Raw genomic sequence first — 19,381 nt, 5'->3', positions numbered from 1 at the left:
GCTTGAAAAAAATATTTTTTAAATATTTTATGGAATAATCAAATAACTAACATCATAGTTGTATAAAAACTTAAAGCTATGTTCAACAACTCATCAAATTTGTACGGTAGCGAGTGGCTCGCTCTCGTATTCAGTAACAGAAACAAAACCTACGGAGCTTATGCGTTGAGGATGCAATCTGCCTCAATCTTAACAAAAGCATTGTTTATTGCTGGTTCGGTATTTATTGCCCTTTTTGTTGTGCCAATGGTGTATGCACATTTTCAGCCTGTACCTGATCGTGTTGTTGAAACCACCATTAATATTGCCAATCCAGAGGTCATCCATCAGCTGAAGAAAGAGGAACCTAAAAAAGAAGAACCTGTAAAAGCAGAGCCGATCAAACCAAAAATAAAAACGGTAAACTTTACCAGTAACATTAAGGTGGTAGAGGCGCCTGCCGAAGAAATCCCACCGGTAACCACCCGTCAGTTAGAAGAAGCCGTTGTGGCAAGCACTACGCAAGAAGGCGTGACAGGTAAAGAGAATGCAATACCAGTGGTACAACCAGGTAGTGGTGGTGGGGGAGGAACGGCAACAGAAGGCGCCATTGACAACTCTATACATAATGTTGCAGGTGTAGAAGTGTATCCAGAATTTCCGGGTGGGATGGCTGGTTTGGCAAAGTTTATCCAAAGAAACCTGAACTATCCTAGCATGGCGCAGGATAATGGTATACAAGGTAAGGTATATCTGAGCTTTGTGGTTGAAAAAGATGGTTCGATCAGCGATGTGAGTGTAACCAGAGGTATTGGCTCTGGTTGTGATGAAGAAGCAGTTAGGGTAATCAAAAAATCACCAAAATGGAAACCAGGTATGCAGAATAGCCAGACCGTAAGGGTGCGTTATTCTTTACCTATCAATTATACCATTACGCAATAGGCAAATCAATAGCCTGTTTAAAAGCGATGGACAGTTTTGTTCATCGCTTTTTTTATTTGGAAGGGATTTTGGCTGTGCTAATGGTCAATTCATCCAACGCTCATACCACATCTGGAATTGCAGCAATAGCCAAACTTTCTGTGCATTATAATCGGATGCATTTTTTTTGAAATTGGCTTTGATCTTTAATACCTCGTCAACATTAAGTAAATGATGTGCATTTAGTTTTTCTGGCGTTAGGTAAACATCTACCAGAGGTTTGAATGTTGTTTTCAACCATGTTGCCAATGGAATAACAAAACCTTTTTTAGGCTTGTCCATTAAATGGGCAGGTACATATTTATTGGTCATCTTTTTCAACAGGTATTTTTGCTGCCCATCTTTGATAAACCATTCAGAATCCAGTGTTTTAAGATAGTTGACCAGCTCTGTTTTTAAAAGGGCATCCCTGTTGTCTACACCAAAGCTCATGAAACACTTGTCGCTTTTATATAAGAGGTCGTTGGGCAGGTAGTTGTGCAGGTCGTAGATCAACAAGTCTTTGATGTTCTGTACCTCATGGTTGGCTTTGCCATTCACCATTGGTTCGGTACGCAACAGCTTGCCCAGCTGTAGGTCGGTAAAACAGGCGTTGATTTCTAGATACTTGTTCAAAAGCCCATTGGCCTCAATTACGGCCTTGGTTTTTGTATTGCTTTTTTTAAGCGTACCGATCACGATATTTTTTAAGAACTTCGGCATTTTCCTTTGCTCAAAAGAATCGAACTTGAGTGCTTTGGCATAAGTTCGATAACCACCAAACAGTTCATCGCCACCTTCAGCACTTAAGAGTACCTTTACTTCTTTGTTTACTTTTTCTGAGATGAACAAGAGGGCAATGGCACCACTATCTCCAATAGGTTCTTCGAAGATTTCGGGTAGTTTTTTTAAGATCGAATAGGCCATCTCTTTTTCGAGGTGGAACTCTTGATGGTTGGTTTTAAGGTGTTCGGCAATTTTACGGGCCTGTGGGGCCTCATCCAATTTTTCGCCTTCAAAGCCAACTGTAAATGTCTTGATCCTTTTGGTCTGGTTTTTCTGCAAGATGGCCGCTACTGTTGCACTATCGTAACCACCACTTAGCAACACGCCGATCGGCACATCGGCAACATTTCTTTTTAAGATGGATTCCGTTAAAAGTTCTTCGATCTTACCTAAGATTTGTTCTTCGGTTTCTTTGGTGGCAATGGCAATAGGTTGTTGCGCCCTGTTGCGGATGATCGGTACATCGTAACTGTTGCCACTGTGGATGTCTAGGATTGTAAGGTAGCCTTTCTTGAACCTGAATATATTTTCGTAGATGGTTTCCTCTCCTTTAAAATAACCATACCTAAAATAAGTAGACATGGCATTTTTATTGATTTTTTTCTCGATAACCGGGTAGGCGAACAAAGCCCTGATCTCTGAAGCGAAGGCGTAAAAGCCCTTTGTTTTGTAATAATATAAAGGTTTGGTACCAATTTCATCTCTGGCAATGATCAACTGGTTCAGCTTGCGGTCTAAGATCACAAAAGAGAAAGAGCCATCCAGTTTCTCAAACGCACTGTTGCCCCATTTCTTATAACTTTCCAAGATCACCTCGGTATCGGTTAAAGTAGAAAAGATGATGCCGTATTTGATGAGCGATTCCCTAAGCTCAGGGTAATTATAGATCGTACCGTTAAAAGTAATGCTATAATTGCCACAAGTAGAGGTAAGTGGTTGTTGACCTTTTGCGCTTAGGTCTATGGTAGCCAAGCGTTCGTTTGCGATACCAAGGGTATAGTGTTCTTTTTGGTCTAAGATCAAGCCATTGCCATTGCCGCCCCTATGCTGTATAGTTGAAGAAGCATTTTTTAGGTCTTGCTCATTTATAATGTGGTTGTGGTCAATAAATCCGGTTATGCCGCACATAATAGAACTGAATTAAGTTGTAGCATATATAAAAATAACGCTGGTCTATACTTGGTTAATAACTAAGTAGGCCTATAGCTTTAATATCAGCATATAGTTTGGATATAGATACGAAGTGAGGCTAACTTAGGTTTTTCTGAATATCAAACATACAAATATTTAAATAATTAACCCACAAAAGCTTTACACAGTAAGGTCTGAATCCGGTAACTATAGTTTGGAGAATTTTATCTTTTTCTTATGGAATAGCCATCAAAACTGCATCTTTTTTAAAAACAAGCACAATGAAGACAAGGATAATCTCAATTTTGATGCTCTGCTTTTTTTTCCTAACAAATGTGGAAGGAAAAGCAGTTGCCGATAACAGATGTGAAAATAGCAAGACAAAGGCCAAAGCAGACCTTCAGAAAGGTAAGGTCAACTTTCTAATCTTAGGAGGCATCGTTTCCACACATGTAAAAGGGCAAGAGGTATTTGAGCAGAAATATAAATTGAAGTATTTCGATTTTGGTTGCGTGATGCCGAATGATATCTGTATCGAAGATTATAATGCTACCGTTGCCAAATACCTAGACCAGACCTTTGGTAAACAATGGAGAAAAGAAGTGAGGAAGGATGTGAAGGGGATTTGAGGGAAGAGGTAAGACGGGAGAGGTAAAATGGAAATAGATAAGATGGTTATGGAAGTGGATCATATGGTCTTAGCTCCACCAATGAACAAATGAACAATTGAACAATTGAACAATTGAACCAATTAAAAAAGCCATCTCTGTAAAGGAGATGGCTTTTTTAATTTTATTTATTTTGTTTTTCAACCCATTTTCTGGCATTTACAAAGGCTTCCATCCATGGACTAACTTCGTCATTGCGTCCTTTTGGATAGTTTGCCCAGTGCCATTGGAACAATGAACGTTCAATGTGTGGCATCATCACCAAGTGGCGGCCTGTGGTATCACATAACATCGCTGTATTGTAATCAGAACCATTAGGACTTGCCGGATAGCTCTCGTAAGCATATTTGGCTACGATGTTGTATTTTTCTTCGCCATATGGCAAATGGAATCTTCCTTCGCCATGCGACACCCATACACCTAAGGTACTGCCTGCTAAGGTAGAAAGCATTACCGAGTTGTTCTCTTGTAAAGTTAAAGAGGTAAAGATGCTCTCGTGTTTATGGCTGGCATTGTGCAACATCTTTGGCTTGTCTTCATGGTCTTTATTGATCAGGCCAAGCTCTACAAAAAGCTGACAACCGTTACAAACACCAACAGAAAGTGTATCCTCGCGGCTGAAGAATTTCTCTAAAGCAATTCTTGCTTTTTCATTGTACATGAATGCACCTGCCCAACCTTTGGCCGATCCTAAAACATCAGAATTAGAGAAGCCACCAACTGCACCAATAAACTGGATGTCTGCTAAGGTTTCTCTACCAGAGATCAGATTCTGTCATGTGTACATCCTTCACGTCAAAACCTGCCAGGTACATGGCATTGGCCAGTTCGCGCTCAGAGTTGCTTCCTTTTTCGCGGATGATGGCTGCTTTTGGTCTTGGTTTTGAGTTGTCGATTACAGGTTTCTTTCCATCAAATTGGCTAGGGAAAGTATAGGTTAGCAATTGGTTTTTATAGTTGTCAAAACGTTCTTTTGCTTTAACAGGACCACTTTGCTTTTGATCTAATAAATAAGAAGTCTTGAACCAAACATCACGTAGATAATCAATATCAAGGTTAAAGTTGGTGTCAAAGTTTTTCAAGCTTAAGGTAGCTGTCGAACTTACCTCGCCCAATTTATGGTAGGCGATGTTGTTGGCCTTAAAAGTAGCTTCAACACTGGCATCTGCTTGGAATACCACACCAATGTTCTCTGCAAATAACAATTTGATGCTATCCTGTTCACCTAAAGTGCTCAGATCTAGGTTGGCGCCCAATTCGCGGTCGGCAAAACAAAGTTCCAATAAGGTAGTGATCAAACCACCACTGCCTATATCATGGCCTGCTTGGATCTTTTCGTCCTTGATCAATTGTTGGATTACATTAAATGCATTTTTCAATTGTGCAGCATCTTTAACGTCTGGCGTTTCATTGCCAATTTTGTTCAAGATCTGTGCAAAAGAAGAACCACCCAATTTGTAGCTATCGTTAGAAAGGTTGATGTAATAGATCGAACCACCATCTTTTTGCAATACAGGTTCTACTACTTTGGTAATGTCGTCGCAATTGGCACCTGCCGAAATGATGACAGTTCCTGGGGCAATTACATCACCATCTTTGTATTTCTGTTTCATCGACAACGAATCTTTTCCCGTTGGGATGTTGATTCCTAATTCGATCGCAAAATCAGAACAAGCTTTAACGGCTTCGTATAACCTGGCGTCCTCGCCCTCGTTTTTACAGGCCCACATCCAGTTGGCAGAAAGTGATACACTTTTTAAGCCATCTTTTAAAGGTGCCCAAACAATGTTTGAAAGCGATTCGGCAATAGCAATCCTACTTCCAGCACCTGCATCGATCAACGCAGATAGGGGAGCATGACCAACCGAAGTGGCAATACCCTCTTTACCCTGAAAATCTAATGCCATTACCCCACAATTGTTTAACGGCAATTGTAAAGGACCGGCACATTGTTGTTTGGCAACTCGTCCGCCAACACATCTATCTACTTTATTGGTTAGCCAATCTTTACTGGCTACGGCCTCTAATTGCAATACCTGCTCTAGGTAGGTGTTAAATTGGTTTTGATTGTAGGCTACAGCTGCGTATGGCCTGTTGATGGTTTGATCTTCCATTACCACCTTTGGCGAACTGCCAAACATATCTTTCAGTTCAAGGTCCATTGGTTTGACACCTGTTTTTGCCGATTGGAAAGTAAAACGATGATCGCCAGTTACTTTACCTACCGTATACATTGGAGAACGTTCGCGGTCGGCAATCTTTTGTAAGGTTTGGATGTGTTCTTCGCTGATCACTAAGCCCATGCGTTCTTGAGATTCGTTGCCGATGATTTCTTTCGCCGAAAGGGTAGGGTCGCCAACTGGAAGTTTATCCAAATCTATTTTACCACCGGTTTCTTCGACCAATTCAGAAAGACAGTTTAAATGTCCACCTGCACCATGATCGTGAATAGAAATGATGGTATTGTGGTCGCTTTCTACCATGCCACGAACGGCATTGGCTGCTCTTTTTTGCATTTCTGGATTTGAACGTTGGATCGCATTCAATTCGATACCTGTTCCATGTTCGCCAGTATCGGCAGAAGAAACCGCTGCGCCACCCATTCCAATCCTATAATTTTCGCCACCAAGGATAACGATGTTGTCTCCTTCTTGTGGTTTTTGTTTTTGTGCCTGACTGGCTTTACCGTAACCGATACCACCAGCTAACATGATCACTTTGTCGAAGCCAAGCTTACGCGAGTGCTCTTCGTGCTCGAAGGTTAAAACAGAGCCGGTGATCAATGGTTGTCCAAATTTGTTTCCAAAATCTGTAGCTCCATTAGAAGCTTTGATCAAGATGTCCATTGGAGTTTGGTATAACCATTTTCTTTCTTCAACGCCTTTTTCCCATGGACGATTTTCTTCTAAACGAGAAAGCGCTGTCATGTAAACCGCTGTACCTGCCAATGGCAATGAACCTTGTCCGCCAGCCAGCCTGTCCCTGATTTCGCCCCCAGAACCTGTTGCAGCTCCATTAAAAGGCTCAACAGTGGTAGGGAAGTTGTGGGTTTCTGCTTTTAACGAAATCACTGATTCGAAATCGCTAGTCGCATAATAATCAGGTTCGTCTGCACGTTTGGGTGCAAACTGCTGTACCACTGGGCCTTTGATAAAGGCTACATTATCTTTGTAAGCCGAAACAATATCGTTTGGATTTTCTTCAGAGGTTTTTCTGATCAGTTTGAATAGTGAAGTAGGTTGCTCAACTCCATCAATTACAAATTTGCCATTGAATATTTTATGGCGACAGTGCTCTGAGTTGACCTGAGAGAAACCAAAAACTTCAGAATCTGTTAAAGGTCTTCCAAGTTTAGTAGCCAAATTGTTAAGGTAATCCACCTCTTCATCACTTAAAGAAAGACCTTCTTGTTTATTGTAGCCAGCTATATCTGTAATTTCCAAAATCGCTTCTGGTTTGATGTTGATGGTGTAAACATCTTGATCTAGCTGATTGTATTTTTGCGAAAGCATAGGGTCGAAGGCCGAGAAATCTTCTGTTACCTTTTGAAACTCTTCGATCCGGATCATCCCGTCATGCTCATGTTCTGCGTAATCTCTACCGCATTTGTACTCCAAGGAGTGATCATTGCTGCACGTGGGCCAACAAAAAAGCCATTAAGGTGTTTTTCATTTTGAAGTTTGGCGCCGCCGAATAACCATTCAAGTTTTGTAATATCAGTTGCAGAAAGGGGTTGTTCTGTTTGCAAAACAAAAACCGCCTCAGATTGACTTAGGAAGAAATGAATCATGCTTGTTTTTTGAAGATGCAAATTTAGTGTTAAAATTTTAAAAATGCCACGGATTTCGCTTTTAAACCTCAATAATTATTATTGTCTTAGCCAGACGGGCTTTGTACCTTTTTCTTAACAAAAAGGTACCCAAAAGTCAAGGCCTGCATCCTTTCTTGAATAGCAACATCAGAATCCTGATGGCGGTAATATTAAGGCTTGACCCAAATCACAGTCCTAGCCCCGCTGCATGTTCCCTTGGTTATTCGGATAATTAAGGACTGTGCAAGAATTCTGATGAGCTATCCTGCGAAATGCTGCTATGCCGGATGCGTAATCGGTAAGTTTATGCAAACATTAAAGTTTGTTTGGCATGGTGGTTAAGCAAACTGTGATAAGCATTCAGAAAATGCAATTTGTGAGGCCAAACCACTGTTTCTTCGTTAAATTCTTGATCGGTAGGTTAAAAATGCCATCTTAACGTATAATATATTCGGGTTTTATTACTTTTGATGGAAACAAATACCTATGTTCAATCGGATACACCATATTGCCATTATCTGTACAGATTATGAAGTGTCCAAACACTTTTATGTAGAGAAATTGGGTTTTAAAATTATAGCAGAAGTTTATCGGGCCGAAAGGAAATCGTATAAACTCGACCTGGCGGTAAACGGAACTTACCAGATAGAGCTTTTTTCTTTTGAAAATCCGATAGCCAGACCTTCGAGGCCAGAGGCTGCAGGTTTAAGGCATTTGGCCTTTGAGGTGGATGATGTACTGCAGGTAAGTACGGAGTTGAACGAAAAGGGAATCACAACAGAACCTATTCGCATAGATGAGTTTACAGGTAAACAGTTTACTTTTTTTACAGACCCTGATGGCCTACCATTAGAAATTTATCAACGTTAATAATGGGCAGTATTTTCAGGTTCAAACAATTTGAGGTAGACCAAAGTGGGTGCGCCATGAAGATCAATACCGATGGCGTATTGTTGGCCGCCATGGTAAAGAGCCATGCTCCGAAACGAATACTGGATATTGGCACAGGTACGGGTGTAATTGCCTTGATGTTGGCCCAACGTTTTGCTTTGGCGAAGGTAGAGGCTGTAGAAATTGACGAACAGGCAGCGACTACGGCCAAAAAGAATTTTGAGTTATCAGTTTTTGCAGACAGGTTAAAAGCTAAGCACATAGCCATAGAACAATATAATCTCACTGCCCAATTTGATCTCATTGTGTCTAATCCACCCTTTTTTGTAAACGATTTAAAGAATACAGAAGAAAAGAAAGGGATAGCACGACACACCGATGCGATTTTTTTCGATGAACTGATCGCAAAAGTGGCTGCGCTCTTAAATGAGGACGGACAGTTTTGGTTTATATTGCCCATTAAACAGGCGGAACAGTTGGTAGAAAAGGGGAAAGCACATGGGCTATTTGAACAACAACTCATCCATTTACATTCAGACCAATCTAAACCAGCATTTAGAAGGATAGTGAGCCTGGGTCAAAAGAAAATGGAGTTAAAACCCGAACACTTTTACATTTATGAAGCTGAGAAGGTTTATACCAAAGCTTACCAAACATTGCTAAAAGACTTCTTTTTAGGGTATTAGTAAATTGGAACTTTAAGCTACTTATCTGGCTATAATTTGTAATTTAGACCCCTTAACATTAACCTATTTAAAAGATGAAATCAACCTTATCCTATTTGTTGTTTTTCTTTATTTCAATCTCGGTTGTTGCACAAGAAAAAAAGCCAACATTAATTACCGATCTGATACCTGGCATCGACTCATTGTTGAAACAGGATCCTAAAAGACCAGAACGTAGCAGGTTTTGCAGTAGCGATTGTAAAAGGTGATGAAGTGATTTATAGCAATGGTTTTGGCTATCGCGATGTAGCAAATAAAAAGCCAGTAACCCCAAATACACTTTTTGCCATTGGCTCTAGCTCCAAGGCATTTACGGCCTCTTTATTGGGACTACTCCAAAAAGATGGTAAACTGACATTTGAGGACAAGGCTGTTGGCCTGCTCCCGCAATTGCGCTTTTATACTGAAGAAATGAATAGTCAAATCACATTGAGAGACCTGATGGCACATCGAACCGGACTTTCCAGGTATGATTTTTCGTGGCTTTTGTTCAATACCGCCAATAGAGACAGCATTATTACTAGAGTAAAGTACATGAAGCCAACGGCAGCGGTTCGCCAGAAATGGTACTACAATAACTTTATGTACCTGGCACAGGGCATGATTGTAGAGCGATTGAGTGGTAAAACATGGGAACAGAACATCAAAGAGAAGTTTTTTATTCCATTAGACATGAATCGTTCCAATACGGATATCAAAGCTTTCCAGAATGATAGCGATGCCTCATTGCCATATACAACCGTAAAAGGTAATGAAATCAAAAAAGTTGATTATTACAATATCAATGGCATGGGCCCTGCAGGTAGCATCAACAGTAGTGTAAACGATATGGCCAATTGGTTAAAAGTATGGATTAGTGGTGGCCGTTATCAAAAAAAGGAAATCTTGCCAAGTTCTTATATTGCCGAAGCGGCCAGCTCTCAAATGGTAATGGATGGTGGACTACCTAGTGCACAAAAAGATGTGTACTTTGAAAATTATGGTTTAGGGTGGATGTTGAGCTCATACCGAGGTCATTATATGGTAGAACATGGGGGCAATATCAATGGTTTCTCTGCCAATGTGGCTTTTTTCCCAACGGATAAGATAGGAATTGTAGTATTGACCAACCAAAATCAATCGCAAGTGCCTGATGTGGTGCGCAATTCGATTGCAGATCGTCTCTTTAACCTCAAAACAATTGATTGGAATGGCGATGCTAAAAAAGCTACTGCCGAAGCATTAGCTGCTAATTTGAGTAAAAAATCGATCAAAAAAACGCCGATCTTAAATACAACGCCATCACATCCGCTTAAAGATTATACAGGCACTTTTGATAACCCAGCCTATGGCGTAATCAAGGTGTCGCTGGAAAAGAATGCACTATACACAGTATTGGGCGATGAAAAGGTATTGCTTAAACATATGTATTATGATGTTTTTGATCCAAGGTCAATTGATAAAAATGGGGTAGCTGATACTACAGAGAGTAATTTATTGTTCAATTTTGCCAGTGGTCAGGATGGAAGGATCCAAAGCATCGGCATCTTGTTGGATGGTAGTGAAAAACCTGTCGCATTCGACATTAAACCAGAGCTAAAAGTGTTATCCCTAAAGGAACTTGAAAAATATGTTGGCGAATACAGCATGGGCCAAGCTACGGTTAAGGTATTTTTAAAGGGAAATACATTAGTCGTGTTTGTTCCTGGGCAACCTGAGTACGAAACTACAGTTGGTGATGACCACACGTTTATATTAAAGGCTTTGAAAGGTTTTAGCGTGAAGTTCGATGTTGGAGCAGACCAAAAGGTAAGCTCGATGTCTTTTATACAGCCTAATGGCGTATTTAAGGCAGTTAAGAAGAACTAGTACAAGTAAAGATAGGAGTAGTGAGATTTGAGGCATGAGCTATGGATAGTGCGATTTGTCCTGCTAAGAAACCATTTGGCATTTCCTATTCTTTATTTACTCCTATTAAAAATGTCAATCTGAGCTTGTCGAAGACGGAAGGAGTAAAATAAAAAGTAAGAGCTCTTAAACTATTTCTCCTTTTACTATTTACTTTAATGAACTATTGAACCAATAAACCAATAAAATTGAAAAGAATAGGGCTACTTTCTGATACACATGGTTATTTAGACGATGCTGTTTTTAAATATTTCGACGAATGTGATGAAATATGGCACGCTGGAGATTTTGGACCAAACGTGGCCGAGCCTTTGGCAGCCTTTAAACCTTTGCGTGGCGTGTACGGAAATATCGACGACAAGGACATCAGGGCAACCTTTCCCGAACATTTGAGGTTCAAATGCGAAGAGGTCGATGTTTGGATGACACACATTGGTGGATATCCAGGCCATTATAGCCCGCAGGTGAAGAAAGAAATTTACACTAAGCCCCCAATGCTGTTTATCAGCGGTCATTCGCATATTTTAAAAGTAATTTTCGATAAAAAAATAAATTGTTTACACATAAACCCCGGTGCAGCTGGAAAACATGGGTGGCATAAAGTAAGAACTTTGATTCGTTTTCGTATTTCGGAAGAAAAAATACATAACTTTGAGGCCATAGAATTAGGGAATAGATAACGTAAAAAGTACACTAAGTAAATATGTCAGGTATAAAAACATTAGGTCAGTTCATCATCGAAAAACAATTAGACTTTCCTTACGCCAAAGGCGAACTCTCTAGGTTGTTAAGAGACATCGGGATTGCATCGAAAATTGTAAACAGAGAGGTTAACAAAGCTGGTCTGGTTGATATTTTAGGTGATGCAGGCACCACCAATATCCAAGGTGAAGGCCAAAAGAAATTGGATGTTTATGCCAATGAACAGTTTATCGCAGCACTGACCAGTGGTGGCGAGTGTTGTATCGTGGCTACAGAAGAGGAAGACGATTTTGTGCCCATCGATTCGCCCGTATCTAAAAATGCCAAATATATAGTGTGCATCGATCCTTTGGATGGCTCGTCTAACATCGATTGTAATGTTGCCGTAGGTACAATCTTTTCTATCTATCGCCGTAAATCGGTTGAAGGAAATGCTACTTTAACAGATGTACTACAAAAGGGAACCCAACAGGTTGCGGCAGGTTATGTGATCTATGGATCATCTACCATGTTGGTATATACCACTGGAAAAGGGGTAAACGGTTTTACTTTAGACTCTTTCAATTGGCGAGTTCTGTCTTTCGCATCCAAATATGAAGATCCCAGAAGATGGAACAATCTACTCTATCAATGAGGGTAATTATGTGCATTTCCCTGATGGTGTTAAAAAATATCTCAAATACGCTCAGGTAGAAGATTTGTCTACCAAAAGACCCTATACGTCAAGATATATCGGTTCTATGGTGGCTGATATCCACAGGAACCTGATCAAAGGCGGTATCTATATGTATCCGACCACAGCGGCTTCGCCAAATGGAAAGTTGAGGTTGCTGTACGAATGTAACCCAATGGCTTTTATCATTGAGCAGGCAGGGGGCATTGCCTCTGATGGTTTGAACAGGATCTTGGACATTGAACCTACCGCATTGCACCAACGGACCTCTATATTTATTGGATCAGCGAAAATGGTAAAAATGGCCGAAGAACTAATGGCAGAACATTCGCCTGTTGCTCCATTACAAACTACCGATGTGAAGTTGGAACAACTAGGTGTGGTTGGAGGGATTGATTGATCAGTTCAATAGTTCATTGGTTCAATAGTTCATTGGTTCACTGGTCATTGGTTCATTGGTCATTGGTTTATTGGTCATTGGTTTATTGGGGAATAGTAAATAAGTAGGTTTAAAAAATCTTAAGCTATAAAAACTGACAATTGTTTTACTGCTAACTGATTGCGCTTTATGCTCAGATCTCAGATATAATGATTAAATTAGTAGATAGAAAACTATTAAATTATGAAAGCAATTATCAGATCAATCACCATGCTTTTTGCAGTTTGCATTTCGGTCAATGCAATGGCACAAGATGCAGCGAAGCCAAAACCTAGTCCAGCGGCTACCGCTACTGGCAAAATTAAAGATGCTACGATTACCATTAATTACAGTAGTCCGGCAGTTAAAGAACGTAAAATTTGGGGCGGTTTAGAGCCTTACGACAAAGTTTGGCGTGCAGGCGCAAATGATGCCACTACTTTCGAAACGGATAAAGACATTAAAGTTGAAGGTAAAACCTTACCTGCCGGAAAATATAGTTTCTTTTTGATCCTAGAGAAAGTGGTACATGGACGGCTATTTTTAACAAAGAAGCCAAACAATGGGGTGCCTTTAAATATGAAGAGGCCAAAGATCAGTTGCGTGTTGATGTAAAGACCAAAGCTTTGCCAGCAACACAAGAAAGATTGGAATACAAGTTTACTAAAAATGGTTTTACCTTAGATTGGGACAAAATCTCGGTACCGGTTAGCATCAAGTAAAAAGCAAGATATAAGTTAGAAAAGCTGTGCTACATTGGCATGGCTTTTTTTGGTTCATTGGTTCAATAGTTCATTGGTTCATTTGTTCACTGTCTTCGACAGGCTCAGACTGACAAAATTGGTTCAATAGTGCATTGGTTCATTTGTTCAATAGTTCATTGGTACTGAAAACTAACAACTGAAAACTGGTTAATTGTTTATTGAGATTTGAGAATCGAGCCCCGTCAACTTCCGGACTTCCCAACTCTAAACTTCAGACTTTTTTGGAAATAGTAAATAGGGGATAGTCTGGTGACTAACAACTATCAACGAAAAACTAATCACTTTACTTTAAGCACGCTCTGCTTCAAAAAAGGCATCTATGCCCAGTTCTGCTTTGTTTTGGGACGCAGCTACGGCCAAGCGGTCGCACCGTTCGTTTTCGGGATGGTCGTTATGGCCTTTGATCCAAATGAATTTGATCTGATGTAGCTTATGTAAGGCCAAGTATTGGATTCCAAAAGTCTTTGTTCTTTTTGCCCTGAAATCCTTTTTTTACCCAGCCAAATACCCAACCTTTTTCTACAGAATCGACCACATATTTAGAATCCGAGTATATGGTAACCTGCTGGCCAGGTTTTTTAATGGCCTTTAGCCCTTCAATTACGGCGAGTAGCTCCATGCGGTTATTGGTCGTCATCCTAAAACCACCACTCAATTCTTTATAATGGGCACCGGCACGCAAGATCACTCCATAACCACCTGGGCCTGGATTGCCACTTGCTGCACCGTCTGTATAGATTTGTATCATAACTGCTGGCAAAGCTAAGTTTTATTGGGCATACTCGCGTAGCGATGTGGAAAAGATCAAACCAAAAAGCCCGAATTTTGATGATCCAGGCTTTTCTTTTTGCATGTTAATATGTATTATTTTACTGTTTTCAATAATTCGGCAATGGCTACCTGTAATTGTTGGTCTTTTCCATTGTCAATTTGCCCAGGCATATTTTTAACCTGTATATCTGGTTTGGTTTCGTTGTTTTCTAACCATTGGCCAGCTTTGTTTTTGGCACTGATCGGCACTGAACCCCAAGTAGTACCATCAGGTAATCCTTCCCAACCTGCAAAACTACAGGTGCCAGGTACGGGCATGCCTACGGTTTTTCCGATACCTAAATCAGTATAACCACAAGAGAAACAATGTCCATCGCTATAATTGGCTTCATTGAACATGGCCAAGGTTGGTTTGGTCCACCTAAAGGTTGGTTCGAAACCTACCGAACGTTGTGCCGTAGCATAATCCAAGAATTTCTGACCAGTAAAGAACATCGCCAGATCCGATACCAGATCGCCACCACCGTTAAAACGGGTATCGACAATTACAGCTTTGCGGTCTGAAAACTTACCCATCATTTCTTCATATACACTGCGGTAAGGCCCATCGCTCATCCCAGGAATATGCACATAACCGAGTTGTCCTTTGCTTAAACTGTCTACCTCGGCTTGATTACTTTTTACCCAACGTTTGTAGAGCAATTGATTTTCTGCACCCAAACTGATTGGTTTGATGGTAACCTGTTGTCTTTCTTTGGTTTTTGGGTCCAATACCTCTATTAAGGTAAACTGGTCTGCTTTTCTGTTCAAGTATTTGGCCACATCTTGGTTGGCTTCGATCAATTGCCCGTCGATTTTTTCGATGATCATCCCGGTTTTTACCTTCAAGTTTGCCCTGTCTAATGGTCCTCCAGAAAGAATTTCATCGATCAAGATTCCATCATTTTGATGTTTGTAGCTGGCAATGATACCCAAGGATGCTGTGGCATCTGCATTTGGAATACTTCTGCTGTAACGAGCTCCAGAATGGGATACATTCAGTTCGCCCAATAGTTCAGAAAGCATTTCGGCAAATTCGTAGCTGTTGCCAATGTGTGGAAGGTATTTGGCATAAGCAGGTTTTAAGGCATCCCAATCGGCACCATGCATATCCGGGGTATAGAACATCCCCTTATTGCGTAACCAAACGTGTTCAAACATGTAAGCTCTTTCAGCTGCGGCATCGATCTGTACTTCGCCCTCAATATTGATCTGATCGCGTTTGTTGTTGTCCATGTTTATTTTGGCAATGCGACCACCACTCAATAGATATAGGTTTTTCTGTGCTTTATCCCATACCAAGCTACCGCCCATGCCATCTAAAGGAATTTCCATTTTGGTTTCTTTGGTGCGCAAATTGGTGCTCCATAAATTACTGCCTTTCTCGAAACTGGCCAAATAGTAAAGTTTTTCGCCATCTTTTGATAAGGCGGCATCACTCAGTGAAGAAGAATGGATGGTCAACCTTGATTTTCTGTTCTCCAAGCCATCCCAATCAAATACAATGGTCGAATCTGGTTTTACAGGTTTTGCTTTTGGATCTTTGGCCTCCTTTTTGGCGGCTTCTTCCTTGGCTTTTTTCTCGGCAGCTTCTACATCTTTTAAAAGTGCAAAATCATCTTTGCTCAGGTTAAAACGGTCCCAGCTGTCTTTGGTCAAGAACATACTGTACACGTCCCTTTGCGAAGAACCACTATTGGCATGTGCTTTCATTCCATCGCGGTTGCTGAACCAGATCAATTGTTTGCCACCATTTACCCATTTTGCATTGCCATCGCCATAGCCACTTTTGGTCAGGTTTTTCATCGGCTCTTTGCCATTGGCATCCAATAAAACCACTTCGCCGTTAGACATGGTTGGTTTGTAAGTGGCCAATAACCATTTGCTATCTGGGCTCCAGGTAAAGTATTGGTCGCCATCTTGCATGTAAAAAAGCTGGTCTGGTGTTAATAGGGTTACAGTCTGTTTATTGCCAATCTCCATTACTTTTAAGGTACGGCGGTTTTCAATAAAGGCAATTTTTTTACCATCTGGCGATAGCGTTGGCATGTAGTTGTCGTTGTTATTGCTGACCAAAGGTTTTTCTTCCAATAGGGTAGCAGCGAAAAAGTAAGGTTCTTCCTTGCGTACTTTTCTGGTTTCGAAAATACGCCATTTGCCCTCACGTTCGCTGGCATAGACTACCGATTTACCATCAGGTGCAAATTCTACGAAACGTTCCTGTGCTGGTGTATTGGTCAATCTTTTGGTCATTTTGCCGTCTACTGAGGTTACGAACACCTCGCCACGGGCAATAAAGGCTACTTCCTTGCCATCAGGAGATATCGACATTTCCCTCACGCCACCATTAATGGTTACAAATGCATCGTTGTTCGATTTTTCTTGGGTATTGATCAGCACATTCAATTTTTGTGGACCAGCACCTGGTTTAAGCGTGTACAATTCGCCATCATAACCGAAAGACAAGGTACCATTGTTGGCCGCACTCAAAAAGCGAACTGGGAAAGTCTTGAATTTGGTGATTTGTTCGCTCTTGGCCTTTTCTTTTAAAGGCATTTTGTGGATGTTGAAATTGCCACTTTCCTCACTTAAATAATAGATGCTCTGCTCATTGTCGGTAAAAACAGGATTTCTGTTTTCCCCATAAAAACTGGTGAGCTGGGTATGTTTATCTGTTTTTTTATCGTATAACCAAATGTTACGGGCAATAGCCGATTGATGGTGTTTGCGCCATTCATTTTCTCCACCCTTTTTATCGTGGTAAACCATTTTGCTTCCATCTTTACTGCTTTGTACGGCTTCGGCCGGAATGGTGAATACCTGTGTAATGCCGCCACCATTAACGGGGACACTATAAAGCTCCGGTTGTGAGGCGGTAGGAAACTGACGGTGGTTTACCGCATCTTGTCTAACCCCTCCAAAAATGACCGATTTGTTGTCGGCAGAAAAGCTAAATGGAACTTCATTGGTAGAGTGGTAGGTGAGGCGTTTGGCAGGACCACCATTGGCATCCATTACAAATACATCGAAATTGCCATATCGGTCTGAAGCAAAGGCAATCTGTTTGCCATCTTTGCTCCATTGTGGCATGTAATCATGCGCTTCGTGGTAGGTGAGTTGTTGTGCATTTCCGCCAGTGCTGGCTACACGGTACAGGTCGCCTTTATAGGTGAATGCAATGGTTGTACCATCGGGCGAAATCGTTGGATATCGCATCCATTGTGGTTTTTCTTGCGCCATGATGGTGGTATGCAAAAAAAGACCAAGTGATAGGGTCAATAGTTTCTTCATTAGTTTTAGGTTGTTATCTGATTGTAAAAATAGCTTTTATATTAGTTTAAATAAAACTTGTTCGCTAGCCTAAGTCTTACTTTTTATGATCGTTTACTTGGGCTTAAGCTGCGTTCAAGCTAGATTTCTATCGCATACACAAAGTAATGGATAAAATGTTAAATACACAAAGTTGCATTTGTAAAATAGCTTAATTTTTTATTAAATCTATTGTAAGTTAAATGATTAGGTGTTTTTAATAGAGAAATGATAAAAATATTTGCAGGGAAATAGAAAAATCGTACTTTTGTGACACTAAAAAATACGGTGGTTGTAGCTCAGTTGGTTAGAGTATTGGTTTGTGGTGCCGAGGGTCGTGGGTTCGAGCCCCATCAGCCACCCGTTAATTTGAAAGCAGTTCTGAAAAGAGCTGCTTTTTTTGTTTAAGGGTGTTTTTTAGCGTCCTGTATTTTTATTGGCTTTTTTAATGAAGCCAGATAGGGATTATCCTTATTTAGTATTTTAGATTACTTATAATATATTCGTGTCAATTGAACGCTTTCTGAAAGCACGATAAAAAGCTATCTCTGAGTGCCTGATTCTCGGATTTCTTAGTTCAAAGAGAAATAAATATTACTGTCTTATTTAAACTTAAAAAAGCACAAAGAAATTTCTATTTTGCATGTAAATGAAATTAAATGATATTCTAAATACGGTTATACTTTTTGGTTGTTTACAAGGCTTTATAACGAGTATCTTGTTGTTTTTTTTGAAGAAAAACAAATTAACTAATCGGTTGTTAGCAGCTTTAATCTTCGTGATAGTATTAGCGAGCATAAATTTATATGGTAGCTATGTAAATTGGTTTGACATAAAATTTTTGCAGTTTTTTACCCAACTATTGCCAATGGTTGTAATTATGCCATTGGGCCCGCTGCTGTATTTTTATATGAGATCTTTTATCGAGCCTAACTTTAAAATAGAAAAAAGATTTAAATATCATTTTTATCCAGTTCTTGTCGATCTTATTCCATCGTTTACCATAATTATTTATATTATTGGATTATACTCTGGTCTACTGAATCGCAATCCTAAACCTTGGGTTAATTTTATAGAACAATTTAATGTTTACGCTGATATTCCTAGATGGGCTTCTATGACAATATATGTAGGCTTAGCTTCAAAATATTTGTCGACAGCCAAATTAGGATTGACTTCTATTTCAGAAACAAATCTTAATTGGCTAAAGCAATTTATTAATGTTTTTACTTGCTTTCAAGGGATATGGCTGCTTTATCTTATTCCCTATGTTATTCCAAGCTACACTAATAAAATATTAAATGCTTTCGGTTGGTACCCTATCTATCTTCCGCTTGCTATCCTTGTTTACTGGTTGGGAATAAAAGGATATATGATTTCGCACACTCAATATTTGGAAATCAAAAGAGTTAGAGATATTAAAAATCTATTATCTGATGATGATCTGATTACTATAGCAAAATCTCTTCAAACAGCTATGGAGATTGAAAAATTATATTTGAATCCCAATATGAATTTAAATACTCTGGCTAAGCATGTGCATTCTTCCCCAAGAATTGCATCTGCTGTTTTAAATCAACATTTTCATAAGAGTTTTAACGAATTTGTTAATGGCTACCGTGTAGAAGAATTTAAGAAAAAGTTTAGCAGTTCAGAATTTGATCATTTAACAATAACAGGAATTGCGCTGGAGTGTGGTTTTAATTCACAAGCAACATTTCAACGGGTTTTTAAAGAGTCTACAGGTTTATCTCCATCTAAGTTTCGTAAAATGATAGTTTGATAGACTAAAAACTTCTCAAATTATGATTTGAGAAATGTAAAATTAAATTCTTTTCCATCTTATTGTAGAATTTTGTGACCTAAA

Annotated in this window: 11 protein-coding genes, 1 tRNA gene and 3 pseudogenes; 11 read left to right on the top strand and 4 right to left on the bottom strand. The window is 39.9% G+C overall.

What is annotated here, in order from left to right; genetic code table 11:
- Positions 1–78 precede the first annotated feature (78 nt).
- A complete protein-coding gene (locus ACFJIZ_RS09115; RefSeq protein ID WP_379092605.1) occupies positions 79–921 on the top strand; it encodes an energy transducer TonB in 843 nt (280 codons plus the stop codon).
- A gap of 84 nt (positions 922–1,005) precedes the next feature.
- Here the strand turns inward: ACFJIZ_RS09115 and asnB are convergent, their stop codons facing one another.
- The gene (asnB, locus tag ACFJIZ_RS09110) at positions 1,006–2,853 is read right to left on the bottom strand and encodes an asparagine synthase (glutamine-hydrolyzing) (protein WP_379092602.1); all 1,848 of its coding nucleotides are present in this window, start codon (positions 2,851–2,853) and stop codon (positions 1,006–1,008) included.
- 284 nt (positions 2,854–3,137) lie between these two features.
- Between asnB and ACFJIZ_RS09105 the strand changes: the two genes are divergently transcribed.
- Positions 3,138–3,485 carry a hypothetical protein gene (locus tag ACFJIZ_RS09105; protein WP_379092599.1) on the top strand — a complete coding sequence of 116 codons (348 nt, stop codon included), beginning with the start codon at positions 3,138–3,140 and terminating at the stop codon, positions 3,483–3,485.
- 163 nt (positions 3,486–3,648) lie between these two features.
- Here ACFJIZ_RS09105 and purL read toward each other — a convergent pair.
- Positions 3,649–7,314 (bottom strand): annotated as a pseudogene (gene purL / locus ACFJIZ_RS09100) (phosphoribosylformylglycinamidine synthase).
- Between the two features lie 507 nt (positions 7,315–7,821).
- Here purL and ACFJIZ_RS09095 point away from each other — a divergent pair.
- The 7 genes and pseudogenes from ACFJIZ_RS09095 to ACFJIZ_RS09065 all read left to right on the top strand — a co-directional run bounded on the left by ACFJIZ_RS09095 (position 7,822) and on the right by ACFJIZ_RS09065 (position 13,353).
- The gene (locus tag ACFJIZ_RS09095; RefSeq protein ID WP_379092596.1) at positions 7,822–8,205 is read left to right on the top strand and encodes a VOC family protein; all 384 of its coding nucleotides are present in this window, start codon (positions 7,822–7,824) and stop codon (positions 8,203–8,205) included.
- 2 nt (positions 8,206–8,207) lie between these two features.
- Positions 8,208–8,912 (top strand): tRNA1(Val) (adenine(37)-N6)-methyltransferase, encoded by a 705-nt coding sequence (locus ACFJIZ_RS09090; RefSeq protein ID WP_379092593.1) that lies wholly within the window; start codon positions 8,208–8,210, stop codon positions 8,910–8,912.
- 195 nt (positions 8,913–9,107) lie between these two features.
- Positions 9,108–10,799, top strand: coding sequence for a serine hydrolase (locus tag ACFJIZ_RS09085; RefSeq protein ID WP_379093969.1), 1,692 nt, complete (start codon positions 9,108–9,110; stop codon positions 10,797–10,799).
- A 227-nt stretch (positions 10,800–11,026) separates the two neighbouring features.
- Positions 11,027–11,518 (top strand): metallophosphoesterase family protein, encoded by a 492-nt coding sequence (locus ACFJIZ_RS09080; RefSeq protein WP_379092590.1) that lies wholly within the window; start codon positions 11,027–11,029, stop codon positions 11,516–11,518.
- Between the two features lie 23 nt (positions 11,519–11,541).
- Positions 11,542–12,613 (top strand): annotated as a pseudogene (gene fbp, locus ACFJIZ_RS09075) (class 1 fructose-bisphosphatase).
- A 222-nt stretch (positions 12,614–12,835) separates the two neighbouring features.
- Positions 12,836–13,246: a DUF2911 domain-containing protein gene (locus tag ACFJIZ_RS09070; protein ID WP_379092587.1), complete on the top strand. Its 411-nt coding sequence runs from the start codon at positions 12,836–12,838 to the stop codon at positions 13,244–13,246.
- Entirely contained in the window at positions 13,171–13,353 is a 183-nt protein-coding gene (locus ACFJIZ_RS09065; RefSeq protein WP_379093966.1) for a DUF2911 domain-containing protein, read from the top strand. Before ACFJIZ_RS09070 ends, ACFJIZ_RS09065 begins: the two co-directional genes overlap by 76 nt.
- Positions 13,354–13,683: 330 nt before the next feature.
- Here the strand turns inward: ACFJIZ_RS09065 and rnhA are convergent.
- Together rnhA and ACFJIZ_RS09055 are read right to left on the bottom strand one after the other, a co-directional pair.
- Positions 13,684–14,143: pseudogene (gene rnhA / locus ACFJIZ_RS09060) on the bottom strand (ribonuclease HI).
- Between the two features lie 116 nt (positions 14,144–14,259).
- The gene (locus ACFJIZ_RS09055; protein ID WP_379092584.1) at positions 14,260–17,496 is read right to left on the bottom strand and encodes a S41 family peptidase; all 3,237 of its coding nucleotides are present in this window, start codon (positions 17,494–17,496) and stop codon (positions 14,260–14,262) included.
- Between the two features lie 306 nt (positions 17,497–17,802).
- Between ACFJIZ_RS09055 and ACFJIZ_RS09050 the strand changes: the two genes are divergently transcribed.
- Positions 17,803–17,876, top strand: a tRNA-His gene (locus ACFJIZ_RS09050).
- Between the two features lie 287 nt (positions 17,877–18,163).
- On the top strand, positions 18,164–19,297 hold the full coding sequence (locus ACFJIZ_RS09045; protein WP_379092581.1) for a helix-turn-helix domain-containing protein: 1,134 nt from the start codon (positions 18,164–18,166) through the stop codon (positions 19,295–19,297).
- Positions 19,298–19,381: the final 84 nt, after the last annotated feature.

Source organism: Pedobacter sp. UC225_65, from assembly GCF_042698365.1.
Taxonomy (GTDB): Bacteria; Bacteroidota; Bacteroidia; order Sphingobacteriales; family Sphingobacteriaceae; genus Pedobacter.
The sequence above is the reverse complement of the archived record's forward strand: the minus strand, read 5'-3'. Positions and strand labels throughout refer to the sequence as shown.